The sequence below is a fragment of the Citrobacter sp. 50677481 genome (genome assembly GCF_001463265.1).
GTDB classification, from domain to species: domain Bacteria; phylum Pseudomonadota; class Gammaproteobacteria; order Enterobacterales; family Enterobacteriaceae; genus Citrobacter_A; species Citrobacter_A sedlakii.
In genome coordinates, this window is the sequence record NZ_LNHZ01000027.1 from 528,236 (window position 1) to 543,334 (window position 15,099).

A 15,099-nucleotide genomic window follows, 5' to 3' on the forward strand; every position below is an offset into this window, starting at 1 on the left:
TGTTTTCCGGACGCAGAGGTAACACATGAAGCTAACCGACGTTAAAAGCACCGGAGACAGCATTTTCATTCCCGCGCTTGAGCAAAGCATGATGGGCGCCGTGCTGATCAACGACAACGACGAAGTGCTGTTTTTTAATCCGGCGGCGGAAAAGCTGTGGGGATACAGCCGTGATGAAGTGCTCGGGAAAGGCATTTCGATGCTTATTCCCCGGGATTTGCGCGCGGTGCATCCGGACTATATTCGCCATAACCGCGAAGGCGGGCAGCCGCGCGTCGTCGGTATGAGCCGGGAACTGCTGCTGGAACGCAAAGACGGCAGCAAAGTGTGGACCCGCTTTGCGCTGTCGAAAATTAGCGTGGAGGGCCGGATCTTTTATCTGGCGTTTGCCCGTGACGCCAGCGTCGAAATGGAACAAAAGGAGCAAACGCGTCTGCTGCTGTTAGCCGTCGACCACCTTGATCGTCCCGTTATCGTTCTTGACCATGAGCGGCGCATCGTCCAGTGCAATCGCGCCTTCAGCGAAATGTTCGGATACAGCATTCAGGAGGCGTCAGGCCAGTTGCCGGACAGCCTGCTCCACATTCCCGAAACGCCGTCAGATAATCGTCTGCGGCTGCAACAGTTGCTCTGGAAAACCACCCGCGACCAGGACGAGTTCCTGGTCATTACCCGTTCCGGCGAGGAAATCTGGATCAAAGCCTCCATCAGCCCGGTATATGGCAAAGAAACCGATCTGCCCAATCTGGTGATGACCTTCTCTGACGTCACGGAAGAACGGCAAATTCGCCAACTGGAAGGCAATATTCTTGCGGCAATGTGCGCCAGCCCGCCGTTCCAGGAAATGGGAGAAATCATCTGCCGCAATATTGAAGCCGTTCTCAGAGACACCCACGTCTCGCTGTATGCGCTAAAAGATGGCGCCCGGCATTTCTGGGCCTCATCTTCTGGAAAAGCGGCGCGCAAAAACCTCGACGTCTGGTCGCTGACGATCCGCCAGCGCGACGGCTCTCCCGCCGGTACGCTGTTAATTAAAACCGTTAAAGGAAAAGAGACCAGCGCCTTCATCCAGCGGGTTGCCGATATCAGCCAGCATCTGGCCGCGCTGGCGCTTGAGCAGGAAAAAAGCCGACAGCAGATTGAACATTTGCTGCAGTTTGACCCGTTCACCGGTCTGCCTAACCGTAACCATCTGCATGCTTATCTCGATGAAACCACCCGCGAAGAGCCTCTGCGCTCGCCGGTGGTTTTTCTGATAGGCGTGGATCATTTCCAGGACGTGATAGACAGCCTGGGCTACGCCGTGGCCGACCAGGTGCTATTGCAGATTATCAATAAGATCCGTGAACGGCTAAGACCCGACCAGTACCTCAGCCGAATTGAAGGCACCCAGTTTGTGCTGGTCAGCCATGACAGTGAAATGAGCAACATTACGCACTTCGCCGACGAGCTTATTAGCATTGGTAATGAAGCGACGCTGTTTGACGATAAGCCCTTCCCGTTGACGTTTAGTATTGGCATCAGCTATGAAGCGGGTAAAAACCGTGATTACCTGCTGTCGACGGCGCACAATGCGATGGACTTTATCCGCAAGGCAGGCGGTAACGGCTGGCAATTCTTTGACCCGGAGATGAACCGCGCGGTTAGAGAACGCCTGAGGATGGGCGCAGCGTTAAAAAGCGCCATTGCCAACAACCATCTGCGTCTGGTCTATCAGCCGCAGATTTTCGCCGAAACCGGTGAGCTTTACGGTTTCGAGGCGCTGGCCCGCTGGAGCGACCCGAAGCACGGGAATGTTCCTCCAGGCCGCTTTATTCCGTTGGCGGAAGAAATTGGGGAAATCGAAAACATCGGACGCTGGGTGGTTCGGGAAGCCTGCCGTCAGTTGGCCGAATGGCGCGCGCAGTCGCTGACCATACCCACCTTATCGGTTAACCTCTCGGCCCTGCATTTTCGCAGCAATCAATTGCCCAACCAGGTGTCGGAAGCGATGCTGGAATTCGCCATACCGGGCGAACAGCTGACGGTGGAAATCACGGAAAGCATGATGATGGAGCAGGATGAAGAGATCCTCAAACGCATCACGGTGCTACGTGATATGGGCGTTGGGCTGTCGGTCGATGATTTTGGCACCGGCTTTTCCGGTCTGTCGCGGTTGGTCAGTCTGCCCGTGACCGAGCTGAAAATTGATAAATCGTTTGTTGACCGCTGCCTGACGGAAACACGGATCCAGTCGCTGCTGGAAGCCATTACCCGTATCGGACAAAGCTTAAATCTGGTGGTGATCGCAGAAGGGGTGGAAACCAAAGAACAGTTTGAATTTTTACGCTCGGTCAAATGCCCAGTGATTCAGGGATATTACTTCTCGCGTCCGGTTGCGGCAGAGGAGATCCCAGGGTGGATGAACAGTACGCTTCCCGTCAGCCTCTGATGCGACCCGGCGGCACGTTTTCCGCCGGGCCTGAAGCACTGCCACAGATTTAAGGCAGCGTAAAAGAAGAGACCTGCTTCGCCAGTTGATCCGCCTCGGCTTTCAGGATTTGAGTACGCGCGGCGGCATCGTCAATCAGCGACGCGTTTTGCTGCACGGTTCCGTCCATTTCGGTCACCGCCAGCGTCACCTCCGCCACGCCCTTACGCTGTTCTTCCCCGGCCACGCGAATTTCGCCCATCAACTGACGAACCTGACGGACGTGCCCCACCAGCTCCTGTAGCCGATCTCCCGCGTGATGGATTTGCTGGCTGCTGCTGTCAACATGTGAAACCGACTCGTCTATCAGGGCTTTGATCTCCTGAGCCGCCGTTGCGCTACGCTGTGCCAGCGTGCGAACTTCCGAGGCAACGACGGCGAAGCCCCGTCCCGCATCCCCGGCTCTCGCCGCTTCTACCGCCGCATTGAGCGCCAGAATATTGGTCTGGAAAGCGATACTGTCGATTACCGACACAATTTCTACCATCCGTCCGGACGACGCGCTGACGTTATCCATAGTGGAAATCACCTCGTGCATCACATCGCCACAGCGGTTGGCGGTCTGCGCGGTATTTTCCGAAAGCTCATCCGCCAGTGCGGTATTGGCGGCATTCTGCTGTACCGTGGCGTTAAGCTGTTCCATTGCGGCAGCGCTCTCTTCCAGCGCCGCCGCCTGTTGCGTGACGCGGGTGGACAGTTCGGTGTTGCTGTCAGCGAGGCTTGTGGCCGTACTGGCGACCACTTCGCTGCTTCCGCGTACCGTGACCAGGATTGCGGCGATTTTATCGACAAAGAGATTAAAGGCTTCAGCGATAGCGGAAATCTCGTCTTTACCTTTTACCGCCAGACGACGCGTAAGATCGCCTTCCCCTTGCGCAATATCATCCAGCGCTTTGCGGGTATCATCCAGACGGGCAATTAACCGGCGCACCAGCAGCCACGCGCCCAACAGCAGCAACGCCATCAGCGGGATCAATACCACCAGAACGTCACGCATCATTTCCTTTGCCAGCCCGACAATACGTGCTTCTGGCGTAACCAGTCCGACCACCCAGCCGGTATCCGCCATTGGAAACAGCATGACCCGCGAAGCGGCGTTAAGAATGCCGTCGTGCTCCAGCGCGACGGACGCAGTGCTGGTCTTCGCTACGCTGAGCGCCCGTAACTGGCTGGCGACAGGCGCGAGCCATGGCGAGGCGTTGACCAGCTCACTGACGGTTTTAAATTGTTGCTGCTCGATTGGTGGGAAATAGAGGATCTGCCCCTGCTTATCCACCACAAAGGCGTAACCACCGGTGTGACCGCCCTCTTTCTGCATAAAGCGGGCGACGTTATCAAGGCGTATATCCGTGGTGGCAACCCCGGCAAACTGACCCGACAGCAGATAAGGCACACTGCAGGTCACCATGTTAATCCCGGAAATGGCGTCCTGATAAACGTCAGACCACAGGCAGTTTTCCGCAGACCGTCCTTTCGCCTGTTGATACCAGCTTTCGTTATGGTAACCATTACCGGTAGCAGCGTTATATTCATCCGAATACACCAACTTATTATCGGTATTACGCGCCCAGAAAAAACTGCGTCGCTCCAGGCCAGGCGTAAAAGCGTTCGGCTCCGGCCAGATACCGCCTCCGGTAATAATGCTGTCGCTGTCGATGCCCAGTAACTGCGGAGCAACGGTGCGATACAGTGTTTCATCATTGGGCAAGACCTCTGCCAGACGCGCCAGGCTGACAGTTTCCCCCTCTACCCGGGACAGGACGGTACTGAGCTGGCGCGTCAGGCCATGTCCTGTCTCCTCTATTAGCGCAGTGTTAATCTCCACAACGCGAGGCTGACCTCGCCAGAGCATAATCACCACAATCACCAGCGTCGTAACAATCAGCAGCACGATCCCGCCGAGCGTCAGGCGCGTGGAAATACGTGACGGATACCAGTCCATACAAACTTCCTTATCATTCAGGCTAATTTGTATTCAGTATCGGCACGCCGGAGAAGAGCTTTATTATTTATTTCCGTGATGAAGATGATTGATATGTGACGTTGTCACAAATAACAAAACCCAGCACTCTGGCTGGGTTTAAATAACGACTCAGATTTATTTGCTTAATTCTTTTTTGATTTCGTCTTTGATTTTTGTTAATTCGCTCTGAGGATGTTTTTTGCATATTTCGACAGCAAGCGGCACCGCCGTGGTGACGGTTTCGTCAAAGGTCACGTAATCCCCGCCTTTAAAATCTTCATCTTCGTTCAATACCCAGAAAGCCACGGGCGCCATGGTTTGCGGGTTCAGGTCAACAAACTCCTGGCAGCTCATCCCCCTGGGGGTAACGTCTGTTTTTGTGTTACTGGTCGCCGCATTGACGCTGAGACTGGTTAACAGCGCTGCTGCTAAAATACCTGCAGTCGCGAAGGAAAATGTGTTCATTATTCTTACTCCATTTATGAGATCAATAATCTCTACATGCGCGCTTAAACCGTTAATGTAGAACGAAAGAAATAATACCCTTCATGAACATGAAATAAATATGCGCTCTGATGTTATGGCTATTTTTTATATTTTTGGATGCTAATCCCGCTGTTTGCAAAGAGGCGGCTCTCCGTGAACTACCCCGCCGGGCAACCGGGACTAACCTGACGCTTATCTATACGCCTTCTTCAACGTGTCTAACAATGCCTGGGCGGCGGTAGAGAGCTTATGATGGGCCGATCGCAGCACACCCACTCTGCGTTCGATCACCGGACCGTCCAGTTCCAGGCACACCGCGCCAAGCTCGGTCATCTGCGTGCGACAGAGCGCGGGCACCGCGCTACCGCCGAGGCCGTTTGCCACCAGACGCCCCACGGTAACCAGTTGATGACTTTCCAGCGCCACCTCCAGCGGGCGGCCGCTTTGCGCCAGTTGTTCTTCCAGCATCAGACGCACAGCCGAAGGACGCTGGAGAGCGATAAAATCCAGGCTCAACAGCTCGCGCCAGGAAAGCCGTTCCCGCGTCGCGAGGCGGGAATCCGGCGGGACTATCGCCACAAAGCGGTCCAGACCGAGCGGGGTAAAGTGCAGATGCCCGGAATAATCCGGCTCGAAGGCAATCCCCATTTCCACCCGCCCTTCACTTACCATTTCAATCACCTGTTCATTGATCACATCATGAACGGTAACGTTGATCCCGGCGTAGCGGTCACGAAAGGCTTTCAGCACCGGCGGCAGGACGTTCGCCGCAAAGGACGGCATCGCCGCTACCGACACTTTTCCCCGCTGGAGTGTAAAGCGCTGGCGCATGGCTTCTTCAGTGTTATCCCAGTCGGCAATAAGCTGACGCGCCATCGTCAGCAACGTTTCCCCCGCCTGGGTCAGCGTGACTCTCCGCGTGGTTCGCAACAGTAATGGCCCCCCCAGCGATTCCTCTAGGCCTTTGATCGTCAAACTCAGCGCGGGCTGGGATATATTCAGCCGTTCGCTGGCGTGGGCGAAATTCAGAGTGTGAGCTACCGCTAAAAATGCGCGTAACTGTTTGATGCTCATTCTCATTTTGCGCCCCATTAACTGTTTGAATACATTTAATTAACATCAAATTGATAAAAAAACCAAATGAGTGAGTCACAAATTTAAAATTAACAAATCATTTTCCGCCCCTAATGATGTCGGCAAGGACAACTGGAGGGGCAATGATATGTCTGGACTGGATAAACGCGTCGCTACGTATCAAGAGGCGCTGGACGGGATCACCGACAACATGACGCTGCTGGCGGGCGGCTTTGGACTCTGTGGTATACCGGAAAACCTGATTGCCGAGGTTCGCCGTCGCGGGGTTCAGGGACTGACAGTGGTGTCAAACAATTGCGGCGTCGATGGCTTCGGTCTGGGCGTACTGCTGGAAACACGCCAGGTACGCAAAGTGGTGGCCTCTTACGTCGGTGAAAACGCCCTCTTTGAACAACAGGTACTGAGCGGCGAACTGGAAGCGACGCTGACGCCCCAGGGCACGCTTGCGGAACAGTTACGCGCAGGCGGCGCGGGGATCCCTGCTTTCTTCACCGCCACCGGTTACGGTACGCCAGTGGCCGAGGGTAAAGAAGTGCGGGAGTTCAACGGTCGCCCGTACATTATGGAACGCGCGATTACCGGTGATTTCGCGCTGGTTAAAGGCTGGAAGGCCGACTGGTACGGTAACGTTATCTATCGCCATACCGCGCAAAATTTCAATCCGCTAATGGCTGCCGCCGGACGCATCACAGTGGTTGAAGTCGAAGAAATCGTCCCCCCTGGCGAACTTGATCCTGCCGCGATTCATACCCCTGGCATTTTCGTCGATCGCCTGATTCAGGGCCATTTCGAAAAACGCATTGAGCAACGCACATTACGCCGCTAAGGAGACAGAACATGTTAACCCGCGAACAAATGGCTATGCGCGTCGCCCGGGAACTGCGCGACGGCTATTACGTCAACCTGGGGATTGGCATCCCCACCCTTGTCGCCAACTACATCCCCGAGGGCATGGACGTGATGCTGCAATCGGAAAATGGACTGCTGGGAATGGGGGCGTTCCCGACGGAGGACGAACTGGATGCCGATATGATCAACGCCGGAAAACAGACCGTCACCGCACGCAAGGGCGCGGCGATTTTCGACTCAGCGCAGTCGTTCGCCATGATCCGCGGCGGACACGTTGACCTGACCGTGCTGGGCGCGTTTGAAGTTGACGTTAACGGCAACATCGCCTCGTGGATGATCCCCGGCAAGATGGTGAAAGGGATGGGCGGCGCGATGGATCTGGTCGCGGGGGCGGAAAACATCATCGTGGTCATGACCCACGCGTCTAAAAGCGGCGAATCCAAGCTGCTTCCGGCCTGCACATTACCGCTCACCGGCGTGAGTTGTATCAAACGTGTCCTCACCGACCTGGCGCTGCTGGACATTGCCGATGGCCGCTTCATCCTGCGCGAACGTGCGCCAGGCGTGAGCGTCGAGGAGATCGTCGCGAAAACCGCCGGCAAGCTGGTTGTGGCGGAAAACGTGCCTGAAATGCAGTTCACCTGAGGAGATGACCATGCAGGATGTTGTTATCGTTGCGGCCACCCGCACGCCCATTGGCAGCTTTCACGGCGCTTTAGCCCCGCTTCCGGCGGTAGAACTCGGTGCGTGCGTCATTCGCGCATTGCTGGAGAAAACCGCCCTGCCAGCCGATGCGATCGACGAAGTCATTTTCGGGCAGGTACTGACCGCAGGCTGTGGACAAAACCCGGCGCGGCAAACGGCCCTCCGCGCCGGACTGCCGGTCACGACGCCGGCGGTGACGCTGAATCTGGTTTGTGGATCGGGATTAAAAGCGGTGCTGCAAGCGGCTCAGGCCATTCGCTGCGGTGATGCGGAGATTGTTATTGCAGGCGGACAGGAAAGTATGAGCAACGCCCCCTACCTTCTGGACGGCGCACGGACGGGTCTGCGCCTCGGCCACGCCAGCATGAAGGACAGCGTGGTACATGACGGCCTTTGGGACGCGTTTAATGACTACCACATGGGCATCACTGCCGAGAATCTGGCAGAGAGGTTTGTCATTAGCCGTGAGCAACAGGATGCGTTTGCCCTTCGCTCACAGCAAAAAACGACGCTGGCGCTCGAGGCTGGTTACTTTAGCGCCGAAATCACACCGCTAAACGTTCCGCAGGGTAAGAAACCGCCGCGACGGGTTGAGCGAGACGAACAGCCGCGTGCGGACACACAGGCTGAGAAACTGGCCCAACTAAAACCGGCCTTTCGTCCGGGAGACGGGACGGTTACCGCCGGGAACGCCTCGTCGATTAACGATGGCGCCGCCGCCGTGATGCTGATGAGCGCCAGCCGCGCCGCGGCGCTGAATTTACCGGCGCTGGCGCGCATTGCTGGCTACGCCGTTTCTGGCGTCGATCCGGCGGTCATGGGGATCGGTCCTGTTGAGGCCTCACAGCAATGCCTGCAACGCGCGGGCTGGACGCTGGCGCAAGTCGATCTGATCGAAGCGAACGAGGCCTTTGCCGCACAGGCGCTGGCGGTCGGTCAGGCACTCGACTGGGACGAAAGCAAAGTTAACGTTAACGGCGGCGCTATCGCGCTCGGTCATCCGATTGGCGCGTCCGGCTGCCGCATTCTGGTCACACTGCTGCACGAGATGGCGCGACGCAACGTCGGCAAAGGACTCGCAACCTTGTGCGTCGGCGGTGGTCAGGGTGTGGCGCTGGCGGTGGAACGCACCAGAGGTGATCGCCATGCAAACTAACCGTTTCGCTGTCCTGGGCGCAGGACTGATGGGCGTAGGTATCGCCTGCCATTTTGCCCGTTCCGGGCATGAGATTTGGCTGTACGACACCGACAGAGCACGTACTGCGGAAATAACGTCCGTTGCTGGCGAGATCCTGGAGGAATTGATCGCGGCCGGGCAGTTTTCCGCGGCAGATAAAGCCACTGTCCTGTCCCGGCTGCAGGGGACCACATCGCTTGCCGATATTGCCGCTTCATCGCTACTGATCGAAGCCATTCCCGAGCGCCTTGAACTTAAGCACGCGCTGTATGCGCAGCTGGAGCAGGTTATCGATCCGCAGGCCATCATCGCCAGCAACACCAGCGGGTTGCCGCCGGACGCGCTGGCGGAAAAGCTTCGCCATCCACAGCGCTTATTGATCGCCCACTTCTGGCATCCGCCGCATTTTATCCCGCTGGTTGAGATTGTACCGGGCAGCGCAACTGCGCCACGGTATATGCAGGAGGTTCAGGCGCTGCTGAGCGGTATGCAACTGGAAGCCGTGATCCTCGATCGCGCCGCGCCGGGCTTTGTCGGCAACCGTCTGCAGTTTGCGCTGTTGCGCGAAGCGCTGCATATCGTCAAAAGCGGCATCGCCAGCCCGGACGTGGTGGATCGGGTGATGCGCGCCTCATTGGGTCGACGTTATGGCATGGTCGGCCCGCTGGAAGCGGCGGACATGACCGGACTCAACACCGTTCAGGATATCTGCCGCCATCTGCTGCCGGAACTGGCCAGCGGCAGCGACATGATGTCGCTGGTCGCGGACATCGTCGCCAACGGTGACACCGGGATGCGCAGCGGCCAGGGGTTTTACCGTTGGGACGAGACGCGAAAAGACAGTATTCGCGAACGCAGACGGCATCAGCTGCGTTTTGCCCTGAAACCGTAACTTCTCTTTCTGTACCCCACTATAACAACGATACCGAGGAGTCATGATGAGTGTGTTAATTGCCCTGGCCGCGTTGGGTCTGCTGATGCTGGCAGCCTATCGCGGTTACAGCGTTATCCTGTTTGCGCCTATCGCGGCATTAGGGGCGGTCTTACTGACCGAGCCTGCCGCTGTCGGCCCGGCCTTTACGGGCCTGTTTATGGAAAAGATGGTTGGCTTTGTAAAGCTGTATTTCCCCGTTTTCTTACTGGGGGCGGTGTTTGGCAAGCTGATTGAACTGTCCGGTTTTTCGCGTTCAATCGTTGCCGCGGCGATCAATCTGCTTGGACGGCGTCATGCGATCCCGGTGATTGTGCTGGTCTGCGCCCTGCTGACCTACGGCGGCGTGTCGCTGTTTGTGGTGGCTTTCGCCGTGTATCCTTTTGCCGCCGAACTGTTTCGCCAGAGCCAGATACCCAAGCGACTGATCCCCGCGACGGTGGCGCTGGGCGCATTCTCTTTCACCATGGACGCGCTGCCGGGAACGCCGCAGATCCAGAACATCATTCCGACCAGCTTTTTTGGCACCAATGCCTGGGCCGCGCCGTGGCTTGGGTTGATCGGCTCGCTGTTCATCATTTTTGTCGGGCTTTTGTACCTTGAACGCCAGCGGCGAAAAGCGTTAGCCAGGAATGAAGGTTATGGTACCGAGCTGCAAAACGAACCGGAAACACCGGACAATATCAATTTGCCCAATCCCTTCGTCGCCATTTCACCGCTGATCCTGGTGGGCGTGCTCAATCTGCTGTTTACCCGCTGGATCCCGGTCTGGTACGGCAGCACTCACCAGCTTGACCTGCCCGGACTGGCTACGCCGGTGACGACCGAAATCAGCAAGATAACCGCCATCTGGGCCGTTGAGGCGGCGCTGGTCTCAGGGATCCTGATGGTGGTGATTTTCGGCTATCGCAATATACAGGGGCGTCTGGCGGAAGGCAGCCGAACCGCAGTAGGCGGCGCGATCCTGGCGGCCATGAACACCGCGTCCGAATACGGCTTTGGCGCGGTGATCGCCGCCCTTCCCGGTTTTCTGGTGCTGTCTAACGCGCTGGCGGCTATCCCCGATCCGCTGTTGAATGAGGCAATCAGCATCACCACCCTCGCCGGGATCACCGGTTCCGCTTCCGGCGGGATGAGTATTGCGCTGGCGGCGATGTCAGATACCTTTATTGCGGCGGCAAACGCCGCCAACATTCCGCTGGAAGTGCTTCACCGCGTGGCGTCAATGGCCAGCGGCGGAATGGACACCCTGCCGCACAATGGCGCGGTCATTACCCTGCTCGCCATTACCGGGCTGAGCCACCGTCAGGCCTACGGCGGGATATTCGCCATTACGATCATCAAAAGCCTGGCGGTACTGTTTGTGATTGGTGTGTTCTATACCACCGGAATTGTCTGAGGAGAATGCGATGACTTTGAACGGAAAAACGGCGCTGATTACCGGCTCCACCAGCGGCATCGGGTTGGGCATTGCGCAGAGCCTGGCAAAAGCCGGCGCGCGGATTATCCTGAACGGCTTTGGTGACGTTGAGGCCGCCAAAGACGCCATTGACGCCTGTGGCGTCAGCGCGGGCTACCACGGCGCAGATCTCAGCGATGCCGGACAAATTGAAGAGATGATGCGCTACGCCGAACGGGAATTCGGCGGCGTGGATATCCTGATTAACAACGCCGGGATCCAGCACGTCTCGCCGATTGAACATTTTCCCGTAGAGAAGTGGAATGCGATTATCGCCATTAACCTCTCCTCGGTTTTTCACACCACGCGTCTGGCGTTACCCTCTATGCGCGCCCAAAACTGGGGCCGCATCATCAATATCGCCTCGGTGCATGGGCTGGTGGCATCAAAAGACAAAGCAGCCTACGTCGCGGCCAAGCACGGCGTGGTGGGGTTCACGAAGACCACCGCTCTGGAAACCGCGCAGACCGGCATAACCTGTAACGCGCTCTGTCCAGGATGGGTGCTGACTCCGCTGGTACAACAGCAGATCGACAAACGCATCGCGGAAGGCGCAGACCCCAGTGACGCGCGGGAAGCGTTATTAGCGGAAAAACAACCTTCGCGGGCGTTTGTCACACCCGAGCAATTAGGGGAACTGGCTCTGTTTTTATGTTCCGAAGGCGCGGCCCAGGTTCGCGGCGCGGCGTGGAATATGGATGGAGGGTGGGTGGCGCAGTAATGCGGTTTGGCGTCGCCCGGAGACGTTTTGTTTACCGGGTGACGCCCCGTCACCCGGTAACAGGGCTTGTCAGGCTTTCAGCTGATAATCGAGGGTGATTTCCGCTTTCAGCACCTGAGACACCGGGCATCCCGCTTTGGCTTTCTGGATAATGCCGTCAAAAGTTTCCGCATCAATCCCTGGCACGCGCACTTCGCTGTGCAACGCGATTTTGGTAATTGCAAACCCGTTATCCACTTTGTCCAGTGACACATCGGCAGTGGTATCAATCGCCTCCGGCGTAAAGCCCGCTTCACCCAGCATCAACGAAAGCGCCATAGAAAAGCACGCCGCATGCGCCGCGCCAATCAGCTCCTCCGGATTCGTGCCCTTTTCGCCTTCAAAACGGGTATTGAAGCCATAAGGCTGTTGATTCAGGACACCGCTTTCGGTAGAAACAGTGCCTTTTCCACGTTTAATGTCGCCTTCCCAGTGTGCCTGACCTTTTTTATGGATTGTCATTGCTGCTCTCCTGTTGGCTCAAAAATGCAAGTATAGACCATGGCTGGCAGGTCTGATGGACTATTCAATAAAATTCAGAATACGATTAAAATGAAAAATAACGCTTGCCCCAATACCATATAGATTATATTTACAGGCATATTAAATATATATTAAAGCGTGATGAACGCGAATTAAAACCCTTTTAAACACCGGCAAATCAGAGAGTTAAAATAGTTTTATTATCTTCCAGGACTTTTCTGAGCTACAGCGATAAAAATATTTGCCATTCTGAATGTGAATTAAATTTCTGCGAGCCGTACTTATAAATACACCGACACGGAGGCATCCTATGTTTACTTATTACTCAGCAAATACCTCAAACGCACAACCGGCTTTGGTTCATGCTATTGAGCAAGGTCTCCGCGCAGAACATGGCGCTGTCACCGAAGATGACATTTTAATGGAACTGACCAAATGGGTGGAAGCCACCGACAATGACATCCTCAGTGACATCTACCAGCAAACGATCAATTATGTGGTCAGCGGCCAGCACGCTTCTGCATAAGGTGCTATGCTGATACCGCAACCTAAGGGGTTACGTTTCTTTCGCATTGGCGAATTTGTCCTTAAAACTTGGAACAGGATTGAGGAGTTAAAATGAAATCGAACCGTCAGGCCCGTCATATTCTTGGACTGGACCATAAAATTTCCAATCAGCGCAAACTGGTGACGGAAGGCGACACGTCCAGCGTGGTGAACAACCCTACCGGCAGAAAGCGTCGTCCGGATAGCAAAAAGTAACCGCGTAGTCAGAATCTGATGATAAACACCATCGCAAAAGCGATGGTGTTTTTGTTTCCAGGGGGCATGATGCTTTATACTCGGTGTCCGATGCCCTGGTTGAACGGCACAGTATTATAAAAGGAGCCAGGGACGGAAATTCAAAAAGAGTGAGTGACATGGAAACCAAAAGCAAAAAAATGCGTTCCCTTTATATTCCTTACGCTGGCCCGGTACTGCTGGAGTTCCCCCTGTTAAATAAAGGGAGTGCTTTCAGCATGGAAGAACGTCGTAACTTCAACCTGCTGGGGTTACTGCCGGAAGTGGTCGAGACGATCGAAGAACAGGCTGAACGCGCGTGGATCCAGTATCAGGGATTCAAAACCGAAATCGACAAGCACATCTACCTGCGCAACATTCAGGATACCAACGAAACCCTATTCTACCGTCTGGTAAACAATCATCTTGATGAGATGATGCCGGTTATTTATACCCCGACAGTCGGCGCGGCATGTGAACGCTTTTCCGAGATTTACCGTCGCGCCCGCGGCGTTTTTATCTCGTACCAGAACCGTCACAACATGGACGACATCCTGCAAAACGTACCAAACCACAATATCAAAGTTATTGTGGTGACCGACGGCGAGCGGATTCTGGGCCTGGGTGACCAGGGGATCGGAGGGATGGGCATTCCTATCGGTAAGCTGTCGCTGTACACCGCCTGCGGCGGCATCAGTCCGGCGTATACCCTGCCTGTCGTCCTTGATGTGGGTACCAACAACCCGCAGTTGCTCAACGATCCGCTGTATATGGGCTGGCGTAACCCGCGTATCACCGACGATGACTATTATGAATTTGTCGACGAATTCATCCAGGCCGTTAAGCACCGCTGGCCGGACGTGCTGTTGCAGTTTGAGGATTTCGCGCAGAAAAACGCAATGCCGCTGCTGAACCGCTATCGTAATGAAATATGTTCCTTTAACGACGACATTCAGGGTACTGCGGCAGTGACCGTCGGGACGCTGATTGCCGCCAGCCGTGCGGCAGGCAGCCAGCTCAGCGAACAGAAAATCGTCTTCCTCGGCGCAGGCTCCGCCGGTTGCGGCATTGCCGAGCAGATCATTGCCCAGACCCAGCGCGAAGGCCTTAGCGAAGAAGCCGCGCGGCAGAAAGTGTTTATGGTGGATCGTTTTGGTCTGCTTACCGATCAGATGCCGAACCTGCTCTCCTTCCAGACCAAACTGGTGCAGAAGCGTGAGAATCTGAAGACGTGGGACACCGACAGTGAAGTGCTGTCGCTGCTGGATGTGGTGCGTAACGTTAAACCGGATATTCTGATTGGCGTCTCCGGGCAAACCGGTCTGTTTACCGAAGAGATCATTCGCGAGATGCACAAGCACTGTCCGCGCCCCATCGTCATGCCGCTGTCAAACCCGACTTCACGGGTGGAAGCCACACCGCAGGACATCATTACGTGGACCGAAGGTAACGCGCTGGTCGCGACCGGCAGTCCGTTCGCGCCGGTCGTCTGGAAAGATAAAGTCTTCCCTATCGCCCAGTGCAACAACGCTTATATCTTCCCGGGCATTGGTCTGGGGGTTATCGCCTCAGGCGCGTCGCGTATTACCGATGAAATGCTGATGTCGGCCAGCGAGACGTTGGCGCAGTACTCGCCGCTGGTGCTTAACGGTGAAGGTCTGGTGCTGCCGGAACTCAAAGATATCCAGACGGTATCCCGCGCCATCGCTTTTGCTGTCGGCAAAATGGCGCAACAGCAAGGCGTGGCGGTGAAAACCTCTGCCGAAGCGCTGCAACAGGCTATCGACGACAATTTCTGGCGCGCGGAATACCGCGACTATCGCCGCACCTCTATCTGATGTTTTGCCCGGTGGCGCTTGCGCTTACCGGGCTTACGCTTTTGCCTTCAGAAATTTTCTACAGATAAAAAAAGGCGCGACCGCAGTCACGCCTGTTGAACCA

The 15,099-nt window shown here is 55.9% G+C and carries 14 protein-coding genes; 10 read left to right on the forward strand and 4 right to left on the reverse strand.

Features of this window, described 5'->3' with window-relative positions; genetic code table 11:
• The first annotated feature begins 25 nt into the window (after window positions 1-25).
• Complete coding sequence (gene dosP, locus APU02_RS08295) at window positions 26-2,431, forward strand: oxygen-sensing cyclic-di-GMP phosphodiesterase DosP (protein WP_060569773.1); 2,406 nt, start codon at window positions 26-28, stop codon at window positions 2,429-2,431.
• A 49-nt stretch (window positions 2,432-2,480) separates the two neighbouring features.
• Here the strand turns inward: dosP and APU02_RS08300 are convergent, their stop codons facing one another.
• The 3 genes from APU02_RS08300 to APU02_RS08310 all read right to left on the reverse strand — a co-directional run bounded on the left by APU02_RS08300 (window position 2,481) and on the right by APU02_RS08310 (window position 5,999).
• Complete coding sequence (locus APU02_RS08300; protein WP_060569774.1) at window positions 2,481-4,412, reverse strand: methyl-accepting chemotaxis protein; 1,932 nt, start codon at window positions 4,410-4,412, stop codon at window positions 2,481-2,483.
• A gap of 156 nt (window positions 4,413-4,568) precedes the next feature.
• A complete protein-coding gene (hdeB, locus tag APU02_RS08305) occupies window positions 4,569-4,898 on the reverse strand; it encodes an acid-activated periplasmic chaperone HdeB (protein WP_042283018.1) in 330 nt (109 codons plus the stop codon).
• 213 nt (window positions 4,899-5,111) lie between these two features.
• Entirely contained in the window at window positions 5,112-5,999 is an 888-nt protein-coding gene (locus APU02_RS08310) for a LysR family transcriptional regulator (RefSeq protein ID WP_060569775.1), read from the reverse strand.
• 142 nt (window positions 6,000-6,141) lie between these two features.
• Here APU02_RS08310 and APU02_RS08315 point away from each other — a divergent pair, with 142 nt between their 5' ends.
• The 6 genes from APU02_RS08315 to APU02_RS08340 are packed head-to-tail and all read left to right on the forward strand — an operon-like array spanning window position 6,142 to window position 11,856.
• Entirely contained in the window at window positions 6,142-6,840 is a 699-nt protein-coding gene (locus tag APU02_RS08315) for a CoA transferase subunit A (protein WP_060569776.1), read from the forward strand.
• 11 nt (window positions 6,841-6,851) lie between these two features.
• Window positions 6,852-7,508, forward strand: coding sequence for a CoA transferase subunit B (locus APU02_RS08320; RefSeq protein ID WP_042283025.1), 657 nt, complete (start codon window positions 6,852-6,854; stop codon window positions 7,506-7,508).
• Window positions 7,509-7,518: 10 nt separating this feature from the next.
• A complete protein-coding gene (locus APU02_RS08325; RefSeq protein ID WP_060569777.1) occupies window positions 7,519-8,724 on the forward strand; it encodes an acetyl-CoA C-acetyltransferase in 1,206 nt (401 codons plus the stop codon).
• Window positions 8,714-9,637 (forward strand): 3-hydroxyacyl-CoA dehydrogenase family protein, encoded by a 924-nt coding sequence (locus APU02_RS08330; RefSeq protein WP_042283028.1) that lies wholly within the window; start codon window positions 8,714-8,716, stop codon window positions 9,635-9,637. Before APU02_RS08325 ends, APU02_RS08330 begins: the two co-directional genes overlap by 11 nt.
• 43 nt (window positions 9,638-9,680) lie before the next feature.
• The gene (locus APU02_RS08335) at window positions 9,681-11,075 is read left to right on the forward strand and encodes a GntP family permease (protein WP_199957257.1); all 1,395 of its coding nucleotides are present in this window, start codon (window positions 9,681-9,683) and stop codon (window positions 11,073-11,075) included.
• Between the two features lie 10 nt (window positions 11,076-11,085).
• A complete protein-coding gene (locus APU02_RS08340; protein WP_060569778.1) occupies window positions 11,086-11,856 on the forward strand; it encodes a 3-hydroxybutyrate dehydrogenase in 771 nt (256 codons plus the stop codon).
• A 69-nt stretch (window positions 11,857-11,925) separates the two neighbouring features.
• Here the strand turns inward: APU02_RS08340 and osmC are convergent, their stop codons facing one another.
• Entirely contained in the window at window positions 11,926-12,357 is a 432-nt protein-coding gene (gene osmC / locus APU02_RS08345; RefSeq protein ID WP_060569779.1) for a peroxiredoxin OsmC, read from the reverse strand.
• A 331-nt stretch (window positions 12,358-12,688) separates the two neighbouring features.
• Between osmC and bdm the strand changes: the two genes are divergently transcribed.
• The 3 genes from bdm (at window position 12,689) to maeA (ending at window position 14,996) form a co-directional block, all read left to right on the forward strand.
• Window positions 12,689-12,904 carry a biofilm-dependent modulation protein gene (bdm, locus tag APU02_RS08350; protein WP_042283038.1) on the forward strand — a complete coding sequence of 72 codons (216 nt, stop codon included), beginning with the start codon at window positions 12,689-12,691 and terminating at the stop codon, window positions 12,902-12,904.
• 92 nt (window positions 12,905-12,996) lie between these two features.
• Complete coding sequence (gene sra / locus APU02_RS08355) at window positions 12,997-13,140, forward strand: stationary-phase-induced ribosome-associated protein (protein WP_042283041.1); 144 nt, start codon at window positions 12,997-12,999, stop codon at window positions 13,138-13,140.
• A gap of 158 nt (window positions 13,141-13,298) precedes the next feature.
• Window positions 13,299-14,996 (forward strand): malate dehydrogenase, encoded by a 1,698-nt coding sequence (maeA, locus tag APU02_RS08360; protein WP_042283043.1) that lies wholly within the window; start codon window positions 13,299-13,301, stop codon window positions 14,994-14,996.
• Window positions 14,997-15,099: the final 103 nt, after the last annotated feature.